The organism is Rhodococcus sp. 1163 (assembly GCF_002091985.1).
In the GTDB taxonomy this organism is placed as follows: domain Bacteria; phylum Actinomycetota; class Actinomycetes; order Mycobacteriales; family Mycobacteriaceae; genus Rhodococcoides.
This window is the reverse complement of the sequence record NZ_MKKX01000019.1, coordinates 12,640-32,694: the sequence shown is the minus strand read 5'-3', so window position 1 is coordinate 32,694 and position 20,055 is coordinate 12,640. Positions and strand designations below refer to the sequence as shown.

The 20,055-nt window shown below is 63.0% G+C and carries 16 protein-coding genes and 1 tRNA gene; 14 read left to right on the top strand and 3 right to left on the bottom strand.

Annotation, left to right across the window (positions count from 1 at the left end; genetic code table 11):
- Nucleotides 1–17: 17 nt before the first annotated feature.
- Nucleotides 18–90: transfer RNA gene (locus tag BJD99_RS08685), tRNA-Arg, on the bottom strand.
- 144 nt (nucleotides 91–234) lie between these two features.
- Between BJD99_RS08685 and BJD99_RS08680 the strand changes: the two genes are divergently transcribed.
- Nucleotides 235–2,625, top strand: a complete 2,391-nt coding sequence (locus BJD99_RS08680; protein ID WP_084346445.1) for a phosphoketolase — start codon at nucleotides 235–237, stop codon at nucleotides 2,623–2,625.
- Between the two features lie 19 nt (nucleotides 2,626–2,644).
- On the opposite strand, the gene BJD99_RS08675 is transcribed toward BJD99_RS08680, so the two are convergent.
- Both BJD99_RS08675 and BJD99_RS08670 read right to left on the bottom strand, forming a co-directional pair.
- Nucleotides 2,645–3,340 (bottom strand): DUF305 domain-containing protein, encoded by a 696-nt coding sequence (locus BJD99_RS08675; protein WP_084346444.1) that lies wholly within the window; start codon nucleotides 3,338–3,340, stop codon nucleotides 2,645–2,647.
- Nucleotides 3,337–4,260 carry a DUF3105 domain-containing protein gene (locus BJD99_RS08670; RefSeq protein WP_084346443.1) on the bottom strand — a complete coding sequence of 308 codons (924 nt, stop codon included), beginning with the start codon at nucleotides 4,258–4,260 and terminating at the stop codon, nucleotides 3,337–3,339. The genes BJD99_RS08675 and BJD99_RS08670 overlap by 4 nt, the downstream gene beginning before the upstream one ends.
- A 222-nt stretch (nucleotides 4,261–4,482) precedes the next feature.
- Here BJD99_RS08670 and argS point away from each other — a divergent pair, with 222 nt between their 5' ends.
- The 13 genes from argS (at nucleotide 4,483) to BJD99_RS08605 (ending at nucleotide 19,681) form a co-directional block, all read left to right on the top strand.
- Nucleotides 4,483–6,135, top strand: a complete 1,653-nt coding sequence (gene argS / locus BJD99_RS08665; protein WP_084346442.1) for an arginine--tRNA ligase — start codon at nucleotides 4,483–4,485, stop codon at nucleotides 6,133–6,135.
- A complete protein-coding gene (gene lysA / locus BJD99_RS08660) occupies nucleotides 6,132–7,553 on the top strand; it encodes a diaminopimelate decarboxylase (RefSeq protein ID WP_084346441.1) in 1,422 nt (473 codons plus the stop codon). The genes argS and lysA overlap by 4 nt, the downstream gene beginning before the upstream one ends.
- Nucleotides 7,550–8,854 carry a homoserine dehydrogenase gene (locus BJD99_RS08655; protein ID WP_084346440.1) on the top strand — a complete coding sequence of 435 codons (1,305 nt, stop codon included), beginning with the start codon at nucleotides 7,550–7,552 and terminating at the stop codon, nucleotides 8,852–8,854. Before lysA ends, BJD99_RS08655 begins: the two co-directional genes overlap by 4 nt.
- Complete coding sequence (thrC, locus tag BJD99_RS08650; RefSeq protein ID WP_084346439.1) at nucleotides 8,851–9,918, top strand: threonine synthase; 1,068 nt, start codon at nucleotides 8,851–8,853, stop codon at nucleotides 9,916–9,918. Before BJD99_RS08655 ends, thrC begins: the two co-directional genes overlap by 4 nt.
- A gap of 17 nt (nucleotides 9,919–9,935) precedes the next feature.
- Complete coding sequence (thrB, locus tag BJD99_RS08645) at nucleotides 9,936–10,868, top strand: homoserine kinase (RefSeq protein ID WP_084346489.1); 933 nt, start codon at nucleotides 9,936–9,938, stop codon at nucleotides 10,866–10,868.
- 306 nt (nucleotides 10,869–11,174) lie between these two features.
- Nucleotides 11,175–13,385: a transcription termination factor Rho gene (rho, locus tag BJD99_RS08640; RefSeq protein ID WP_084346488.1), complete on the top strand. Its 2,211-nt coding sequence runs from the start codon at nucleotides 11,175–11,177 to the stop codon at nucleotides 13,383–13,385.
- 183 nt (nucleotides 13,386–13,568) lie between these two features.
- The gene (gene rpmE / locus BJD99_RS08635; RefSeq protein ID WP_084346438.1) at nucleotides 13,569–13,808 is read left to right on the top strand and encodes a 50S ribosomal protein L31; all 240 of its coding nucleotides are present in this window, start codon (nucleotides 13,569–13,571) and stop codon (nucleotides 13,806–13,808) included.
- Nucleotides 13,809–13,917: 109 nt separating this feature from the next.
- Nucleotides 13,918–14,997 carry a peptide chain release factor 1 gene (gene prfA, locus BJD99_RS08630; protein ID WP_084346437.1) on the top strand — a complete coding sequence of 360 codons (1,080 nt, stop codon included), beginning with the start codon at nucleotides 13,918–13,920 and terminating at the stop codon, nucleotides 14,995–14,997.
- Nucleotides 14,998–15,076: 79 nt separating this feature from the next.
- A complete protein-coding gene (gene prmC, locus BJD99_RS08625; RefSeq protein WP_084346436.1) occupies nucleotides 15,077–15,961 on the top strand; it encodes a peptide chain release factor N(5)-glutamine methyltransferase in 885 nt (294 codons plus the stop codon).
- A gap of 70 nt (nucleotides 15,962–16,031) precedes the next feature.
- Nucleotides 16,032–16,700 (top strand): L-threonylcarbamoyladenylate synthase, encoded by a 669-nt coding sequence (locus BJD99_RS08620; RefSeq protein WP_084346435.1) that lies wholly within the window; start codon nucleotides 16,032–16,034, stop codon nucleotides 16,698–16,700.
- Nucleotides 16,697–17,980, top strand: coding sequence for a serine hydroxymethyltransferase (glyA, locus tag BJD99_RS08615; protein WP_084346434.1), 1,284 nt, complete (start codon nucleotides 16,697–16,699; stop codon nucleotides 17,978–17,980). Before BJD99_RS08620 ends, glyA begins: the two co-directional genes overlap by 4 nt.
- Nucleotides 17,977–19,203 (top strand): glycosyltransferase family 4 protein, encoded by a 1,227-nt coding sequence (locus BJD99_RS08610; protein ID WP_084346433.1) that lies wholly within the window; start codon nucleotides 17,977–17,979, stop codon nucleotides 19,201–19,203. The genes glyA and BJD99_RS08610 overlap by 4 nt, the downstream gene beginning before the upstream one ends.
- A 31-nt stretch (nucleotides 19,204–19,234) precedes the next feature.
- Nucleotides 19,235–19,681, top strand: a complete 447-nt coding sequence (locus BJD99_RS08605) for a hypothetical protein (protein ID WP_084346432.1) — start codon at nucleotides 19,235–19,237, stop codon at nucleotides 19,679–19,681.
- Nucleotides 19,682–20,055: the final 374 nt, after the last annotated feature.

Genomic DNA, 20,055 nt, shown 5'->3' with positions numbered 1-20,055 from the left:
AGCGTGTGACGCAGGTGTGCCCCCGGCAGGATTCGAACCTGCGACCTTTCGCTCCGGAGGCGAACGCTCTATCCCCTGAGCTACGGGGGCGCGCCGGAGTTGTGCGTACTGAAATTCCGGCGTGCCTGTGGGCGGGTCCAAGACTAGCGCATCCCATCCGTCACCTGAAATCACCCTCATGTTGACCTAGAAGGAGGACAGTCGGGGGGCATCTACGTAGAGGAAAGGACACACGTGACCGATCACAACTATTCGAGCGAAGATCTGGACCTCGATCTGAGGTGGTGGGCAGCTGCCAACTACCTGACCGTGGCCCAGATCTACCTGAAGGACAACACGTTGCTGCGTGAGCCCCTCACCGCAGCGCACATCAAGCCGCGTTTGCTGGGGCACTGGGGGACCAGCCCGTGCCTGTCGATGATCTACACCTTGCTCAACCGAAACATCAAGAACACCGGCGCGGACTGGCTGTACGTGACGGGCCCCGGCCACGGCGGGCCGGCACTCGTCGCGTCGACCTATCTCGAGGGAACGTACTCGGAGATCTATCCGCATATCTCGCGGGACACCGAGGGTGTACACCGTCTGTGTCGTCAGTTCTCCTCGCCCGGTGGCATTCCCAGTCATGTGAGTGTGCAGACGCCGGGCAGCATCCACGAGGGCGGCGAGCTCGGGTATGCGCTCGTACATGCCGGTGGTGCAGCGTTCGACCGGCCGGATCTGACGGTGGCGTGTGTGATCGGCGACGGTGAGGCCGAAACCGGCCCTCTCGCAGGCTCGTGGAAGTTGCCGGCGTTTCTCAACCCGCGCCGCGACGGTGCCGTGCTGCCGATTCTGAATCTCAACGGAGCGAAAATTGCAGGGCCCACGGTATTCGGACGCAGCAAAGACGAGGACATCGTCGACTTCCTGCACGGGCAGGGTTGGGACCCGGTCGTCGTTTCCGGTGATGATCCTCGACTCGTTTTTCCAGCCCTCGAAGAAGCAATACGAAACTCGCACAGCAAAATTCGTGACATTCAAGATGCAGCACGATCAGGCAGTGCCCCCGCCCAGGTGCGATGGCCGGCCATCATCGTGCGCACCCCGAAGGGGTGGACAGGGCCGCACACCGTCGACGGGGTCCTGGTAGAGGGGACCTTCCGGGCCCACCAGGTGCCGCTGTCCGGAGTGCGGAGCAACCCCGCACATCTTGCGCAGCTCGAATCCTGGATGCGCTCGTACGAGCCGGAGGCGCTGTTCGACGCCGACGGCGCTCTCGTTCCCGAACTTGCTGCATTGGCACCGTCGGGGGACAAGAGAATGGGATCGACGCCGTACGCCAACGGTGGCAGACTCCTTCAGCCTCTTCGGATTCCGCCGCTCGAGAAGTACGAGATCGCGATCGAATTACCTGGAGGGGGCTTCCACGAGACGACCCGGGTCCTCGGCGAACTCATGCGCGACATCTACGCCGACAACAAACGCCCCGACGGCGGTGGCAACTTCCGGCTGTTCTGCCCGGACGAGACGTCGAGCAATCGACTGGCCGCGGTGTTCGAGGAAACCGATCGATGCTGGCAGCTGCCGACCGAGGAGTGGGACGACCATCTTTCGGCGGACGGTCGTGTCATGGAGGTGCTCAGTGAACACCTGTGCGAGGGATGGTTGGAGGCATACGTTCTCGCAGGCGGGCACGGCGTCTTCGCCAGCTACGAGGCGTTCGCGATGGTAAGCGTGTCGATGATGATCCAGCACGTGAAATGGTTACAACATGCAGCCGACCTGCCGTGGCGTGAACCAGTCGCGTCACTGAACGTCCTGCTGACCAGTACGTGCTGGCGAAATGACCACAACGGCTTTTCGCACCAGGGCCCAGGAATGATCGACGCCGTCATCCCGCTCTCACCTGCGGTCGTTCGAATCTGGCTGCCGCCGGACTCCAACACGTTGCTGTCGATCTCCGATCACTGCCTGCGCAGTCGTGATCACGTCAATCTGATCGTGGTCGACAAACAGCCCCACCTGCAGTATCTGACGCTCGAGCAGGCCAACGCGCATTGCGCAGCGGGAGCGTCGATCTGGGAGTGGGCGGGGACCGAGACCGACTCCGACGGCGCTCCGAACGTGCCCGACGTCGTCCTCGCCGCGGCGGGGGATGTTCCCACTCAGGAGGTACTTGCGGCGGCGGAGATCTTGCGCGATTGGGTTCCGTACCTGCGGGTTCGGATGGTCAACGTCGTCGATCTGATGGCGTTGATGACTCCGGACGAGCATCCGCACGGCTTCCCGGAGGACAAGTTCGTGGGTCTGTTCACCGCAGACACCGACGTCGTGTTCGCATTCCATGGCTACCCACGCGCAGTCCACGAACTACTGCACGGCCGCACCGGCGCGGGTCGCTTCCACGTCCGCGGGTTCAACGAACAGGGCACCACCACAACGCCGTTCGACATGGTCGTGCTCAACAAGATGAGTCGGTATCACCTCGTGCTCGAGGCGTTACGGCGATCGCGTCGAGTACCGGAAAACGGCAGTGAACTCGTGAAATTCTGTAATGCGCAATTGGTGCGGCATGCGAGCTACATCGTCGAGCACCTCGAGGATATGCCCGAGGTGACCGACTGGACGTATTCCGCGCGCTGACGCGAGCCGAAGGTTCGACCTAATTGAAAGGAAGTGGTTCGGCGCCACGCTCGGCGAGCATCTGCTTCATGAGCGTGGCTTCACCTTCCTGCGTCGAGATCATCGACTGTGCGAGCCGAACCAGCGCAGGCGTCTCCGCGTGATCTGCGGCGTATTCCATCATCGCAAGCCCACCCTCATGATGCCGCAGCATCAACTGCAGGAACATCACGTCGACGGCAGGGCCGGTTGCCTTCCGCAATGCGGCCAGCTCGTCGTTGGTTGCCATGCCGGGCATGACTGCCATCGAGCCTGATTCAGCCGGCGTCATCGATGCCATCGAATGGCCGTGCTCGTCCCCGGACATCCAGCCCATGTAGCCGTCCGGGCCCACAGGAGAGCGATCCCAGACCGCGAGCCAGCCCTGCATCTGACCGACCTGGTTCTGCTGGGAAGTCAGCATGTCGAACGCCAAAGTCTTCACGCGCTGATCCTCGGCGTTGGTCAACGCGACAGCGGACATGTCGATCGCTTGGTTGTGATGGACCGACATGTCCTGCGCGAAACCGACATCGACCGAGTCTGCGGCAGGAACCGAGTCGTCCCCGCCGAGAAACGTAGTGCGCGCGAGGAAGCCGAGTGCGAAACCGACCGCAATCGCGGCGACGGTGCCGAGAATCAGCAACACCGTCTTCTGGCTCCGTACGGCCCGGGGCCGCTCCTCCACCGACGTCATGGTGTCGGAGCCTGCTGCTGCAGTTCGGGGGGCAACTGCAGATCGCTCGGAAGTTGCAGATCGGCCGGTAGACCCGCGGTGCCAGCACCGGCACCCGACATCTCACTCGCGTCCGGAGTGATCCCTGCACCATCCATGGGCACAGCCTCAGCGCCGGGCGCCGACGGATCGAACGGCGGTGGGTTGTCCGGATCGAACGAACCCGGAATGGTCGCGCAGCTCGCGCCGACCTCCGGGTATGCGTAACGGTTCAGACGCAGCGCTGCGATGAACTGGCCGATCCGCTCGTCGTCGACACTGTCCAACTTGAGCTGGTGGCCCCACGACTGCAAAGAGACCGGCGTATCCATTCCTGGGTACGGCGACATCATCATGTAGGACTCGCCGTCGACCTTGTCGGCCAGCTTCGAGATTTCGTCCTCGCTCAGTTCATCGGGGTTGTATGTGACCCAGACGGCACCGTGCTCGAGACCGTGCACTGCGTTTTCAGTGCGGATGGCTTCCGGATAGACGACGCCGGTGCAGGTAGCCCACACCGCATCGTGCGGACCACCGAACGGTGGCAGCTGGTCGTACGCGACGCGTTGCTCGGGAGAGACGTGCAGCGCGGCGGGGTAATCCATCTTCACTACATCGGCGATCGACGACGAAGGGTCCTGGTTGCTTTCGCTCGGCGCGAACTTCTGCGCCTCGGCCTGGTCCTGATACTTGGGGAAGAGGTTGACGGCCAGGATTGCGACCAGGCCGACGACGACCACCACGGCACCGATGGTCAGCCAGGGAACCTGCGGTCCACTCTTGGCCAATCCGCCTTTGACGGCTGGTATGCTTCTGTTCTTCTTTTTTGCGCCTTTGATGGCCTTGTTGGCTTTGGCGGCCGACTTCTTGCCCTGACCGCCGCTCTCTTCACCCGTGGGCATCGCTGTCGTCGCTCTTTCCGTTGTGGGGCGTGTGCCGGAGCACACAAAGCTGGCAGGCTCTGCGACAAGATGGCGACCGTTATCGCAGAGCGCCACCACTGTACGTTCTCCGCTCCGAGCGGACCCTTCGAGGGAGCTGCAGCGGTGACGGTGGTCTCGAGTGGGTCTGGTGTAGGTACTGGCTGCGAACCGGCCGTGCTCCAGACCATAAGATGGTTACCTGTGACTCCCGCCGACCTTGCCGAACTGCTACGCGCGACCGCCGCGAAGGTGCTTGCCCAACGCGGCCTCGACGTGTCCGTGCTGCCCCCAACGCTGACGGTCGAGCGTCCGCGGAACCCTGAGCACGGCGATTACGCCACCAATGTTGCTCTTCAGGTCGCCAAGAAGGCGGGCGCGAATCCGCGTGACTTCGCCGGGTGGCTCGCCGAAGCACTTGCCGCCGAGCCCGCGATCGCCAGCGCCGAGGTCGCCGGGCCCGGGTTCCTCAATATCCGGCTTGCCGCCGATGCTCAGGGCGCGATCGTTGCGCAGGCTCTGGCAGAGGGCACAGCGTTCGGCAACGGAACGTTGCTCGACAACGTCAAGGTCAACCTCGAGTTCGTCTCCGCCAACCCGACGGGTCCGATCCACCTCGGTGGTACCAGGTGGGCCGCGGTCGGTGACGCTCTCGGCCGGATTCTTTCGGCACAGGGAGCCGAAGTGGTGCGTGAGTACTACTTCAACGATCACGGCGCGCAGATCGATCGCTTCAGTCGCTCGCTCATCGCGGCGGCAAAAGGCGAACCCGCACCCGAAGACGGATACGCGGGTGCCTATATAGGTGAGATCGCAGCGGCGGTACTGGCCAAGAACCCGCAAGCACTCGCATTGTCCCCGGACGACGCGGCCGAGACATTTCGGTCCATCGGCGTCGAGTTGATGTTCGAACAGATCAAGAAGAACCTGCACGAGTTCGGCGTCGACTTCGACGTCTACTTCCACGAGAACTCGCTGTTCGAATCCGGTGCCGTCGAGCGCAGCGTCGAGTACCTGAAGAATTCCGGCAGCCTGTACGAGGCCGATGGGGCATGGTGGCTCAAGAGCACCGACTACGGCGACGACAAAGATCGCGTCGTCATCAAGAGTGACGGCAACGCCGCGTACATCGCCGGCGACATCGCGTACTTCCAGGACAAGCGCCGCCGTGGCTTCGATCTGTGCATCTACATGCTCGGCGCCGATCACCACGGGTACATCGGTCGACTCAAGGCCGCTGCGGCTGCCTTCGGTGACGATCCGAACACCGTCGAGGTGCTGATCGGCCAAATGGTCAACCTGGTGCGTGACGGTGTCGCCGTCAGGATGAGCAAGCGCGCGGGCACGGTCATCACGTTGGACGATCTCGTCGATGCCATCGGCGTCGACGCGGCTCGGTACGCCCTGGTCCGGTCCTCCGTCGACTCGAGCATCGATATCGACTTGGAACTGTGGGCCAGCGAGAGCAGCGAGAACCCGGTCTATTACGTCCAGTACGCGCACGCCCGGCTCGCATCGCTCGCTCGCGGCGCCGTCGAACTGGGAGTCACCGCTGAAAACCCGGATCTGAGCCTGCTCACACACGAGCAGGAAGGCGAGTTGATCAGGACCATCGGCGAATACCCGAGAGTCGTCGCCAGTGCCGCAGACTTGCGTGAACCGCACCGCATCGCCCGCTACCTGGAAGAATTGGCTGGCGCTTACCACCGTTTCTATGGAGCATGTCGTGTACTTCCCCAAGGAGACGAGGAGCCAGGCCCAGTGAATACCGCACGTTTGGCGTTGGGTAGTGCAACCAGGCAGGTGCTGGCCAATGGCCTTGCGCTGCTCGGGGTCAGTGCACCGGAGCGAATGTGAGCGCACATCCTGCAGGACCGAAGCATGCCGCAACCTCGATCGGGGACACCGTGACCGAAAAGCCGGCAACTGCATCGGACATGACAATGCTTCCTGCGCATGTCTATCCGCGCAACGCCGAACGCGCCGACGACGGCGTTGTCTCCCTGGCCGGAGTGCCGGTCACGGAGTTGGCAGCCGAGTACGGAACACCGTTGTTCGTCATCGACGAAGACGACTTCCGTTCGCGTGCACGGGAAATGGCTGTTGCTTTCGGTGATCCCGCACGCGTTCACTACGCGTCCAAAGCGTTCCTGTGTGGGGAAATTGCGCGCTGGGTCGCCGACGAGGGGCTCTCGCTCGACGTGTGTTCCGGGGGCGAACTGAGTGTCGCCCTTGCCGCGGGGTTCCCGGCCGGCCGAATTGCCATGCACGGTAACAACAAGTCCGTCGCAGAACTTACTGCCGGCGTCACCGCCGGTGTCGAGCACGTGGTCCTCGATTCGATGATCGAGATCGATCGGCTCGACGCGATCGCCGGTGGAATGGACGTCGTACAGGACGTCCTCGTGCGCGTGACCGTCGGAGTCGAGGCACATACACATGAATTCATTGCAACTGCCCACGAGGATCAGAAGTTCGGCTTCTCGCTCGCCGACGGTTCTGCCCTCGAAGCCGTCCGCCGAGTGTTCGCGGCAGGGAACCTCCGGCTCGTGGGACTGCACAGCCATATCGGGTCGCAAATCTTCGAGGTCGACGGATTCGAACTGGCTGCGCACAAGCTGATCGGCATGCTGGCAGAGGTGGTCTCCGAATTCGGCGTGGACAAGACGTCACAGATTTCGACGATCGACCTCGGCGGCGGCATGGGTATTTCCTATATACCGAGCGACGATCCGCCACCGATCGATGAGCTTGCCGCCAAGTTGAAGTCGATCGTCGCGACCGAATCCGCTCGGGTCGGTCTGCCTGTTCCGAAGATCGATGTCGAACCTGGCCGCGCCATTGCAGGTCCTGGCACGGTGACTCTGTATGAGGTCGGAACCATCAAGGACGTCACCGTCGATGCCGCGTTGCGCAGGCGCTACATCAGCGTCGACGGCGGAATGAGTGACAACATCCGGACCTCGCTGTATCAGGCGGAGTACGACTGTCGGCTTGCCTCGCGAGACAGTGAGGCCGAGGGCGTTCTGGCGCGTGTCGTCGGAAAGCATTGCGAGAGTGGCGATGTGGTGATCAAGAATACTTGGATGCCGAGTGATGTCGGTCCGGGTGATCTGCTGGCGGTAGCTGCGACGGGTGCTTACTGCTACTCGATGTCGAGCCGCTACAACCTGCTTACTCGACCTGCCGTGGTGGCAGTGAAAGACGGAAAGTCCCGCCTCGTTCTGCGCCGGGAGACATTGCAAGATCTGCTCAGCTTGGAGGTGCAACCATGACATCGAAGAAGACCATAGGCATCGCGGTACTCGGACTCGGGAACGTCGGCAGCGAGGTAGTACGCATACTGACCGAGAACGCGTCGGATTTCGAAGCGAGAGTCGGTGTTCCCCTGGAGATCCGGGGTATCGCCGTACGTCGAATCGACGGAGATCGCGGGGTCGACCCAGCGTTGCTCACCGATGACCCGGCCGCGCTGGTGGATCGTGACGACGTCGACATCGTGGTCGAGGTCCTCGGTGGGATCGAGGTACCGCGCAAGCTGATCCTCGCCGCGCTGGAGAAGGGCAAGTCGGTGGTGACCGCCAACAAGGCGCTGCTGGCGGAATACACCGGAGAGTTGGCGGACGCGGCCGAAAAGTCGCGCGCCGACCTGTACTTCGAGGCTGCGGTCGCCGGTGCCATTCCCGTCGTCCGTCCGCTCATGCAGTCCCTCGCAGGCGACCGTGTCAACAAAGTGGCCGGAATCGTCAACGGCACCACCAACTTCATCCTGTCCGCGATGGACGAGACAGGTGCGGACTACGCCGAGACATTGGCCGAGGCAGGGCGATTGGGCTACGCCGAGGCGGATCCCACCGCCGACGTCGAAGGCTACGACGCGGCATCGAAAGCAGCCATCCTTGCGTCGATCGCATTCCATACTCGCGTGACGGCAGGCGACGTCTACCGTGAAGGCATCAGCAAGATCACCTCGGCCGACCTGGAGATGGCGCGCTCGCTCGACTGCACCATCAAGCTGCTCGCTCTCTGCGAGCGCATCACCACACCCAATGGCCAGGACCGAATCTCGGCGCGTGTGTATCCGGCATTGGTTCCGCTGGACCACCCGCTGGCCACAGTGAACGGCGCGTTCAACGCCATCGTCGTCGAGGCCGAGGCTGCCGGACGTCTCATGTTCTACGGGCAAGGTGCCGGCGGCGCTCCGACTGCGTCTGCCGTTCTCGGTGACCTCGTCATGGCCGCCCGAAACAAGTTCTACGGTGGCCGTGGCCCGCTGGAATCCAAGTACGCAAAGCTGAAGATTGCTCCCATGGGCGACATCACCACCAGGTACTACGTCAACATGCAGGTGGCCGACCGCCCAGGTGTGCTGGCCACCGTCGCTGCTGAATTCGCCAACCACGACGTGAGCATCTCGACCGTGCGTCAACAGGGTTCGGGCGACGGCGCCTGCCTGGTGGTCGTCACTCATCTGGCGTCGGATTCCGCGTTGTCCAAGACCGTGTCGGCGTTGGAAAAGATGGACGTCGTCACCTCCGTTTCAAGCGTTCTCCGATTGGAAGGCACCACCGTATGAGCGTCCACACCCCCTGGCCAGGCCTGATCGAGGCGTACCGTTCTCGCCTCGCGATCGGTCCCGACTGGAAGACCGTGACGCTGCTCGAGGGCGCAACTCCGCTCATCCATGCAGAGCGACTGTCCGAGCTCACCGGTTGCGAGGTCCATCTGAAGGTCGAGGGCTTGAACCCGACCGGGTCGTTCAAGGACCGCGGTATGACGATGGCAGTCACCGACGCGCTTGCGCGCGGGCAGGAGGCTGTTCTGTGCGCCTCGACCGGCAACACCTCGGCGTCCGCGGCGGCCTACGCGGCCAAGGCAGGCATGGGCTGCGCGGTCCTCGTCCCCCAGGGGAAGATCGCCATGGGCAAACTTGCCCAGGCAGTCATGCACGGCGCGAAGATCATTCAGGTGCAGGGCAACTTCGACGATTGCCTGGAACTCGCACGCAAGACCACCGCAGAGTTCCCGACGATCGGACTCGTCAACTCGGTGAACCCCGTTCGTATCGAAGGCCAGAAGACAGCGGCATTCGAGATCTGTGACGCAATGGGAAATGCTCCCGACGTCCATGTGCTGCCGGTAGGCAACGCAGGCAACATCACTGCGTATTGGCGCGGCTATTCGGAGTACTTTCGGGACGGCCTTACTACGGTCAAGCCGCGGATGCTCGGAGTGCAGGCCGCAGGTGCGGCACCGCTCGTACACGGCGCGCCCGTTGCCGAGCCGGAAACGATTGCAACTGCAATTCGTATCGGGTCCCCGGCGTCGTGGAACGGTGCAGTGTCGGCCAAAGAGGAGTCGGGCGGTGCATTCCGTGCCGCCACCGACGAGGAAATCCTCGAGGCGTACCGTCTCGTGGCCAAGACCGAGGGCATCTTCGTCGAGCCTGCGTCCGCGGCGAGCATCGCCGGCCTGATTGCGGCGCGGAAGGAAGGTTGGCTCGACAGTGGCCTGACCGTAGTCTGCACGGTCACCGGCAACGGACTGAAGGATCCCGACACTGCTCTGGCGGGAATGCCTGTGGTCGAGCCGATTCCGGTCGATCCGGTAGCTGTCGCGTCGGCCCTCGAGCTGGCCTAGTGGCGAAGACTCAGCCCATGACGACAACACTCCCGCAGGGTTTGACGGTGACGGCCCGGGTTCCCGCGTCCAGCGCGAACCTCGGGCCCGGCTTCGACACCCTGGGAATCGCGCTGGGACTCTACGACGAGATCTCGGTGACGACGACTGCGTCCGGGCTGAGCATTCGTGTTCAAGGTGAAGGTGCGGACGACGTGCCTTGGGGTCCCACCCATTTGGTGGTGCGAGCGATCGAGAGGGGACTCGAAGCCGCCGGGGTATGGGCAGATGGTCTGGATGTGGTGTGCACCAACGTGATCCCGCACTCGCGAGGATTGGGATCTTCGGCGTCGGCCGTCGTCGGGGGTTTGGCCGCGGCCAACGGGCTCGCTGCCAAGCTCGATCCTGCCCTGACTTTGAGCCTCGATCAGCTCGTGCAGCTGGCGTCGGAGTTCGAGGGCCATCCTGACAATGCATCTGCCAGCGTCCTCGGCGGTGCTGTGGTGTCGTGGAGCGAGCCGGCGAGCGCGAGCATCACTCAACGAGAGTATTCGGCCGTCCGGCTGGCGGTTCATCCGGACATCCACGTCGTCGCGTTGGTTCCCGCCGAACGGTCCTCGACGTCGCACACTCGCGGGCTCTTGCCCGAACTGGTTCCGCACCGCGACGCTGCATTCAATGTCAGCCGCGGAGCTCTGACCGTCGTCGCGCTCACCCAACGTCCGGATCTTCTGATGCCCGCCACCGAAGATCTGCTGCATCAGGGGCAACGGTCGGTCGCACTACCGGAGTCCGCGAAGTGGATAGAGACGCTGCGCTCGAGGGGTATCGCAGCGGTGCTGTCCGGTGCTGGACCGACGGTGCTGGCACTGTGCACCGTGCCCTTCCCCGAGGACCTCAAAGTGCTGGCCGAGGATGAAGGTGTAAGGGTTCTCGAGCTCGCTGTAGCAGACGGTGTCTGCATTTCTTGAAACTCGCTGGTAACCGGTTGTTGCCGACTGCGCTCTCGGAGGCTATCCTGAGGAAAGTCCGTACATCGTGCGCTTCAGACGCCGGTTATCACCAGGGCAATCACGTCACAGTATTCGGGGGAATCAACGTCCGAGTTTCGTGATGTACCTGGCTCGGCCCCTCCCGTAGTTTGCATGCGGTCTCGGGTCGGTCGTCTGTCCGAATCGCGTCGATCATGAACGGAAATATCCGGGTTCGATACGACCTTCGTGCTCCGGAACGAACCCTCTGCTGCGCACTGCGAGCGAGGGAAGGAAAGGACCTCCGTGACCGATACGGAACTGATCTCCGCCCCTGACAAGACGCGCCGCGGAGCTGGGCTGTCCGGAATGGTGCTCACCGAGCTACGCAGCCTAGCTGGCGAACTCGGAATCAAGAGTGTCTCCGGCATGCGCAAAGGCGACCTGATCGCCGCCATTTCGGCGCGTCAATCAGGTAGCGGTGCGCAAAAGTCGGACGGCTCCAAGTCTGGCGCATCCAAGTCCGGCGCCGCTGAGCCCGATGCAGACAAGGCACCGTCGAGCCCAGGTACAGCCACCGTCGGTGTGAGCTCGACGCCTGTCGTCGATAGCCCTGCGCGTGCAGAGAATGCACCTGACCGGACTGCTGCGCAGTCGGCCGGACAGGCTCCTGCCGAAGACGCGACCGACGCCCCACGCCGTACCCGAGGCCGTAGAGCCGCAGGTCGCCGCGCAGGTGCGCCCGACCAGTTGCCGCTCGACGATTCCGCTACGCCGGCTGACGCCACGCCACAGGCCAACGCCGCTACGCAGGCAAACGCCGCCACTCAGCCTGGCGCCGCTGAATCACCCGAGGCCAACACCGAGCAGTCCTCGGTGAACGCAACCCCGAACAGTTCGGATCAGTCGGAGTCCTCGTCCAACGAGCGACCACGAAGGACCCGTTCAGAGCGCGGCAACGACTCACGCGGTGACCGTGGTAGTGAATCCCGTGGTAGTGAATCCCGTGGCAGTGAAACCCGTGGCAGTGAATCCCGCGGCAGTGACTCGCGTGGAAATCGTGGCGATTCATCGGACGAAGACGGCAACAGTCGCACCGACAACAACCGTGGTGAGAACAACCGCAACGAGAACAACCGCAACCGAAGTCGAAACCAGAGCGACGGTCGTGGCGAAGACCGCAATAGCAACAGCAGTGGCAACAACGGTGGCAACAACGGTCCTCGCGACAGTCGGGACAACAACAACCAGGACGACGAGGGCGACGGCCGGGGGCGTAGAGGCCGTCGGTTCCGCGAACGTCGTCGTGGACGCGATCGTGGCGAGGGTGGCGAAAGCCGCGAGCGTGAGCCCGAGATTCGTGAAGACGATGTCCTGCAACCCGTAGCCGGCATCCTCGACGTCCTCGACAACTACGCGTTCGTTCGTACCTCCGGGTATCTTGCCGGGCCCAACGACGTCTATGTCTCGATGAACCTCGTCCGTAAGAACGGTCTTCGTCGTGGTGACGCCGTGACAGGCGCGGTTCGCGTTGCACGCGAAGGCGAGCAGTCCGGTCAGCGGCAGAAGTTCAATCCGTTGGTTCGTCTGGACACGGTCAACGGTGGCGACGTCGAGGCAGCACGTAAGCGCCCCGAGTTCGGCAAGCTGACCCCGTTGTACCCCAACCAGCGTTTGCGCCTGGAAACGACGCCGAACATTCTCACCACTCGAATCATCGACTTGGTGATGCCGATCGGTAAGGGTCAGCGTGCGTTGATCGTGAGTCCGCCGAAGGCCGGTAAGACCAGCGTTCTGCAGGCGATCGCCAACGCGATCTCGGTCAACAATCCCGAGTGCTACCTGATGGTCGTCCTGGTGGACGAGCGTCCCGAGGAAGTCACCGACATGCAGCGTTCGGTGAAAGGCGAGGTCATCGCCTCGACTTTCGACCGCCCACCGGGCGATCACACCGCGGTGGCGGAACTTGCGATCGAGCGTGCGAAGCGATTGGTAGAAGCAGGCCAGGACGTGGTCGTCCTCCTCGACTCGATCACTCGACTCGGCCGCGCGTACAACAACAGTTCGCCTGCCTCGGGCCGGATCCTCTCCGGCGGCGTCGATTCGACGGCGCTGTATCCACCCAAGCGTTTCCTCGGTGCGGCTCGAAACATCGAGAACGGTGGATCGCTGACGATCATCGCCACGGCGATGGTCGAAACCGGTTCCACCGGTGACACCGTCATCTTCGAGGAGTTCAAGGGCACCGGCAACGCGGAGCTCAAGCTCGATCGCAAGATCGCCGAGCGACGTGTGTTCCCGGCGGTCGACGTCAACCCGTCCGGCACGCGTAAGGACGAGTTGCTGCTCAATCCTGACGAGGCGGCAGTGCTGCACAAGCTGCGGCGTGTGCTGTCCGGCCTGGACTCGCATCAGGCAATCGACCTGCTTGTCGATCGTCTGAAGAAGAGCAAGAGCAACCTCGAATTCCTGATGCAGGTGTCCAAGACCGCTCCCGGCGGAATCGACGACAACTAGCAGGGAACAAGCCGACAGGTGCGAGTGTTGTTGCACCTGTCGGCATCGAGACATCGGGCGAAAGATCCGGTGATCGGGTCAGACATTTCGTCTGGCATACTGATCGGCTGAGTCCGGTTCCGGTTCACGTCCTCGATTGGCGAGGGCGACCCGGCGACCACTAGAAGAACGGTAAGGGACACCATGAAGGCAGGAATCCACCCCAACTACACGCTCACCACTGTTGTGTGCGGTTGCGGCAATACTTTCGAAACCCACAGCACCACCGACAAAGAGCGCATCAGCGTCGAGGTCTGCTCGCAGTGCCACCCGTTCTACACGGGCAAGCAGAAGATTCTCGACACCGGTGGTCGCGTTGCACGTTTCGAGGCTCGTTACGGAAAGCGCGCCGGCAAGAAGACCGAAGCCGACGCCGACGCATAGCTGTTCCGCCGACGCCCGTCCTGCGAAGTATGCAGGGCGGGCGTCGGCTTTTTCATGTGGTGACTGTGTCGTGCAGCGACTGTGGATCTATTGAAGACGGAGAAATATCATGGCGAGGACGACAAAGCCTTCGGCAATCGACGATATTCTCGCCGAGCATTCGGGCCTCGAGCAGCAGCTGGCCGATCCCGCGCTGCACAACGATCCCTCGGCGGCGCGTCGAGCAGGCAAACGTTTCGCCGAACTGGCACCCATCATGTCGGTGTACGGCAAGCTCACGACCGCACAGGACGATCTCGAAGCTGCCCGCGAACTTGCGGCCGACGATGCTTCGTTCGCCGCGGAGATTCCGGACCTCGAAGCGACGGTAGTTCGCTTGGAACACACACTCGCAGACCTTCTGGCCCCGCGTGATCCGCACGATGGCGACGACATCGTCATGGAGGTCAAGTCAGGGGAGGGCGGCGAGGAATCGGCGCTGTTCGCCGCTGATCTTGCGCGCATGTATCTCCGGTACGCCGAACGTCGGGGATGGCGGGTAGAGATACTGGACGCGAACGTCTCGGACCTGGGCGGATACAAGGACGCCACATTGTCGATCAAGGCCAAGTCCGGTTCGCTCGACGGCGTGTGGGCGCGGCTGAAGTTCGAAGGCGGGGTGCATCGCGTGCAGCGTGTGCCCGTCACCGAATCTCAGGGTCGAGTGCACACCTCCGCGGCGGGAATTCTGGTCTATCCGGAGCCCGACGAGGTGGAGGCAGTCCAGATCGACGAGACCGATCTCCGCATCGATGTCTATCGCTCGTCGGGCAAGGGCGGTCAGGGCGTCAACACCACCGACTCCGCCGTACGAATCACGCACCTTCCCACGGGAATCGTGGTCACGTGCCAGAACGAGCGATCACAGCTGCAGAACAAGGCCCGTGCCATGCAGGTGCTCGCAGCGCGAATGCAAGCCGCAGCGGAGGAGGCTGCCGACGAAGAGGCAGCGGCCGGACGGGCGAGCCAGGTTCGTACCGTCGACCGTTCGGAGCGGATTCGCACGTACAACTTTCCCGAGAACCGGATCACCGATCACCGCATCGGGTTCAAGGCGCACAACTTGGATGCCGTGCTCGACGGTGAACTCGACGCGTTGCTCGATGCGCTGGGCAAGGCCGACCGTGAAGCACGGATGCAGGCCGAGTAGTTTCGGCTGTTTTCCTCGTCCCCTTGTGCTCTGAACAGGCGTTTTCCTTCACCTCGCGGCGTCATGGCACGCTGTACCGGTGACCCGTAAACCACTACGCCTGGCAATTCTCGAAGCGACGTCGACGCTCGAGGCTGCTGGAGTTCCCAGTCCCCGCGTCGATGCCGAATTGCTGGCATCGCATCTCCTCGGTGTCGAGCGTGGTCGGCTGGGCCTCGTGCCGCTCGTGGAGCCGGAGGTCATCGACGCCTATCAGAAGACGATCGCTCAACGGGCAAAGCGTATTCCTCTTCAATACATCACCGGCACAACAGCTCTGGGCAATATCGACGTCGAGGTCGGCCCTGGTGTGTTCGTTCCGCGTCCGGAGACCGAGTTGCTGCTCGGGTGGGCGCTCGCCTTCCTCGAAGGCGTCGATCATCGCCCTCCCGTCGTCCTCGACCTGTGCACCGGGTCGGGAGCACTCGCCCTCGCCGTGGCGAACGCCAGACCCGACGCTCAGGTCCACGCTGTCGAACTCGACCCTTCGGCACTTGCCTGGGCGAGACGCAATGCCGACTTGCGCGCAGGGCTCGGGGACACCCCCATCACCCTTCACCACGGCGACGTCACTGATCGGTCACTACTGGCAGAGCTGGACGGTCGGGTAGATGTCATCGTCGCCAACCCTCCGTACATCCCTGAGGGCGCCGTTCTCGAACCCGAGGTAGCCGATCACGACCCCCACATCGCGCTGTTCGGTGGCGTGGACGGACTGTCGGTGATCGGGCCGATGATCGACAACATTGCGCGGTGGCTTCGGGTCGGCGGGGGAGTCGGTGTCGAGCACGACGACTCGCACGGCGAACGGGTCGCAGAATTGTTCGAGCGTAGGCGAGTATTCACCGACGTTGCTCCGCACCCCGACCTGACCGGCCGTCCACGGTTCGTCGTCGCATCTCGAGCTGTCACTCCGGAGTCCTGAACTTCACCTGTGAGGCGCGCAGGGTGAGGCTCGGGAATCTGTGGCCGGAACGCAGTGACAGGATAGAGGGGTGAGCACTGTCTACGACTGCCAGCAAGCCGACTCCCGCGCGGCAGGATTGACCGCAGCCAGAGGCGCCCTCAAGTCAGGTCGTCTGGTCGTGATGCCCACCGACACCCTGTACGGACTCGGCGCCGATGCATTCGACAGCAGTGCTGTCACCGATCTGTTGCGCGCCAAGGGGCGAGGACGCGATATGCCCGTTCCGGTTCTCGTCGGATCCTGGAGCACCATCGACGGACTCGTTACCGGTGTACGCCCGAGGACGCGCGATCTGATCAAGGCCTTTTGGCCCGGGGCGCTGAGTCTCGTCGTCCAGCAAGCTCCTTCGTTGGCGTGGGATCTGGGAGATGCGCAGGGAACAGTCATGCTTCGGATGCCGCTGCACCCTGTCGCCCTCGAATTGCTGCGCGAAGTGGGACCGCTGGCAGTCTCGAGTGCGAACATCTCCGGCCAACCCCCAGCCACCACCGTCGGTGAGGCACGTGATCAGCTCGGTGGGGCGGCTGCGGTCTACCTCGATGGTGGTCCGTCCGAGCACGCTGTCGCCTCCACCATTGTCGATTTGACCTCCGAGACACCGCGGATCCTCAGGGAGGGCGCGATCTCTGCAGCGGCTGTCGCGGAGGTTCTCGGCGTGCCTGTCGAGAGTCTGCTGCGGGGGAGTGCCAGCGCATGAGTGAAGCGCCTTTCTACGGCCCGGACTTCGCCGAACTGCACGCTGAGGATCCGGAGATCGCCGATGTCCTGCTCGGTGAGCTGGAGCGGGTCCGCGGTGGACTGCAGCTCATCGCCAGTGAAAATCTGACCAGCCCGGCAGTGATGGCTGCGCAGGGAAGCATCCTCACCAACAAGTACGCCGAGGGGTATCCCGGACATCGGTATTACGGCGGTTGCGAGATGGTCGATCGCGCTGAGAACCTCGCTGTCGATCGGGCAAAGGCACTGTTCGGTGCCGACCATGTCAATGTTCAGCCGCACTCGGGCGCAAACGCGAATCTTGCTGTGTACGCTGCGTTCGCAAAACCGGGCGACGCGGTCCTGGCCATGAGCTTGCCTCATGGCGGACACCTCACTCACGGTTCGAAAGTCAGCTTCTCGGGCAAGTGGTTCAGCCCCGTTCCCTATCATGTTCGGAAAGACACCGAGCTGATCGATTACGACGAAGTACGAGATCTGGCGTTGGTGCATCGTCCCAAGATCATCGTTGCCGGAGCTACGGCGTACTCACGCCTCATCGACTTCGCTAACTTTCGTTCGATCGCAGACGAGGTCGGCGCCATCCTATGGGTCGACGCGGCTCACTTCATCGGTCTCGTTGCGGGCCAGGCTATTCCGTCTCCGGTCCCGTTTGCCGATGTCGTGTCCGCCACCACCCACAAGGTTCTGCGAGGTCCTCGCGGCGGCATGCTGATGTGCCGTGCCGATCACGCTCGTGCCATCGACAAAGCAGTCTTCCCGTTCAGCCAGGGTGGACCGCTCATGCACACCATCGCGGCAAAGGCTGTGGCGTTCGCCGAGGCTGCGACGCCGAGCTACCGCAAATATGCGCTGAACGTCGTAGCCAACGCCCAAGCCTTGTCCAACTCGCTCGTCGAGTCCGGAATGCGCACGGTGTCCGGCGGAACGGATACCCACCTCGCGCTACTGGATCTGCAAGGTCTCGCGATCGATGGCCGCAGCGCGGAATCGCGGTGTGAGGCAGCGGGGATAACGCTCAACAAGAACACGATTCCCTTCGACCCCGCTCCGCCTGCGGTGGCATCCGGTATACGGGTCGGATCGGCCGCGGTCACGACGCAGGGTTTCGACACGTCCGAGATGGCCGTCGTCGGAAAGCTCGTCGCACGTGCGGTTCGCGCAGAACAGGGGACGGTCGTCGGTGATCGTGAGATTGCCGCTGTGAAGGCAGAGGTCGGCGACCTCGTCTCACGCAAGCCGGCCTATTCTCGCGCATGAACGTCGTCGCCGTGGGTGCACCCTACGACGTGCTGGCCCAGGCGAACCAGGGCGCCGGCGTCCCCATTCGAGAATTGTTGTTGGTGTGTCTGACTGCTGCGGTCGTGACTTTTCTTGCGACCGGCGGCGTCCGGGTGCTGGCGAACAAGTTCGGCGCGGTTGCAGCACCACGTGAGCGTGATGTTCATGTCGTTCCGACACCGAGACTCGGTGGGACCGGCATGTATCTCGGAATGCTGGTCGCATTGCTGTTCGCATCCCAACTCCCAGCGCTTGCACGCGGTTTCGGGTACACCCAGGACATCCCTGCTGCGCTCGTCGCCGGCTTCGTGATCGTCGGCGTCGGAGTCATCGACGATCGTTGGGGCCTGGACGCACTCACCAAATTCGTTGGCCAGGTCACCGCGGCCGGTGTGCTCGTCGTGATGGGCGTGAGCTGGTACATCATCTATGTGCCCTGGTCGGACGGCGGCTTCACGGTCGTGCTCGATCAACTGCAAGCCGGTCTGGTCACGGTTCTCGTCACCGTGGTGATGGTCAACGCGATGAACTTCGTCGACGGCCTCGACGGCCTCGCTGCGGGCTTGGGGCTGATCGCCTCGGTGGCAATTTGTATCTTCTCCGTCGGTCTGCTCAACGAGCAAGGGGGAGACGTCGGCGTCTACCCGCCGGCGGTGATAGCTGCCGCATTGGCCGGTGCCTGCCTCGGTTTCCTGCCGCACAACTTTCAGCCGGCGCGGATCTTCATGGGTGACTCGGGTTCGATGCTGATCGGGCTGATGCTGGCCACGGTATCGACCAGCGCCTCCGGCCGTATCCCGCTGACCGCCTACGGGCCCCGGGATCTGGTCGGACTTCTTACGCCACTCCTCCTCGTCGGTGCCGTCATGTTCATTCCGATGCTGGACATGCTTCTTGCCGTCGTACGACGAACACGCGCCGGACGCAGCCCTTTCAGCCCGGACAAGATGCACCTGCATCACCGTTTGCTGCAGATCGGTCATTCCCATCGCCGCGTGGTGCTGGTGATCTATCTGTGGGTCGGGGTTCTGGCGTTCGGCGCCGTCGGATCGTCACTGATCGATCGGAGAATCGTCGTCCTGCTCGTGGCAGCGGGTTTGGTATTCGCGCTGGTGGTGACCGCCGTACCGACCGTCCGACTCGACATGGCACGAGAGCGAAGACGCGCGAGGAACAGCAGTCGACGAGGCCGTCGGTCCTGACGAGTGATTGTGCTGGGTAGTCTGTGCGTCTGTGAGCTTCTCTCCTGCGCCCGTGCCCGATCAATCCGACGCGATGCGTTCCGCCGTTCGCTACGGCGTCATCGGTTTGGTTGTGCTGACTGTTCTCGGCGCGATCATCGCTACCCTCTTCGCGGGGCTGCCAGGATTGTGGGGTGCGCTCATCGGCGCTGCCCTCGGAGGGGGGTTCATTCTGACCACGGCCCTATCCATTGCCTTGACGTCCAAGTTCCCGCCGACGATGGTCGGTGCGGTTCTCCTGGGCGGCTGGCTCGTCAAGATGTTGCTGGCGATCGTCGTCCTCGGGCTGCTCAAGGATATGGACTTCTACAGTGAGAAGTCGCTGGCACTCGTCGTGGTGGCGGCGTTGGTGCTCGTTTTGGGGGCGGAGGTCTACGGTGTCGTCCGTACCAAAGCGCCGTACGTGGACGAACAGCCCGACAAGCACGAGTCCGACTGAACGTAGTACGACACTGTGTCGTAATCGGTCAAGAAGAGGCCCCACCTACACAACGTCGTAGTTGGGTTGATAAAGTTCCGACCAAGTGAGGGTTGAACTGCCGCGAACAGGACATTTCGCGAGCACGACAATCTTTACAGGTAGCCGAAAGCGCGTGCGTAGTTTCGAGACGCGCTCGACAAGCTGCCGAGTCGACGTGAGTCGCCGACACCCGACAGACGCTGGCCGGTGAAGACAAGGCCTCAGCTGCTGACGACCTCGAGCCGATATCGTCGACTTGATAGATCGTCAATGTCCGATCGAACCGCAGTCTTAGCAGTCTGCGGCCCGAACACGGGAGAGACCGCTGAGCGTCACCAACCTGGCTGCGGAGT

Excerpts from the sequence above, each read along its gene's own strand:
- thrB (WP_084346489.1), top strand. The coding sequence starts at position 9,936 with ATGACGACAACACTCCCGCAGGGTTTGACGGTGACGGCCCGGGTTCCC.
- thrC (WP_084346439.1), top strand. The coding sequence starts at position 8,851 with ATGAGCGTCCACACCCCCTGGCCAGGCCTGATCGAGGCGTACCGTTCT.
- BJD99_RS08670 (WP_084346443.1), bottom strand. The coding sequence starts at position 4,260 with ATGCCCACGGGTGAAGAGAGCGGCGGTCAGGGCAAGAAGTCGGCCGCC.
- BJD99_RS08610 (WP_084346433.1), top strand. The coding sequence starts at position 17,977 with ATGAACGTCGTCGCCGTGGGTGCACCCTACGACGTGCTGGCCCAGGCG.
- glyA (WP_084346434.1), top strand. The coding sequence starts at position 16,697 with ATGAGTGAAGCGCCTTTCTACGGCCCGGACTTCGCCGAACTGCACGCT.
- BJD99_RS08675 (WP_084346444.1), bottom strand. The coding sequence starts at position 3,340 with ATGACGTCGGTGGAGGAGCGGCCCCGGGCCGTACGGAGCCAGAAGACG.
- prfA (WP_084346437.1), top strand. The coding sequence starts at position 13,918 with ATGGCGAGGACGACAAAGCCTTCGGCAATCGACGATATTCTCGCCGAG.
- BJD99_RS08655 (WP_084346440.1), top strand. The coding sequence starts at position 7,550 with ATGACATCGAAGAAGACCATAGGCATCGCGGTACTCGGACTCGGGAAC.
- rpmE (WP_084346438.1), top strand. The coding sequence starts at position 13,569 with ATGAAGGCAGGAATCCACCCCAACTACACGCTCACCACTGTTGTGTGC.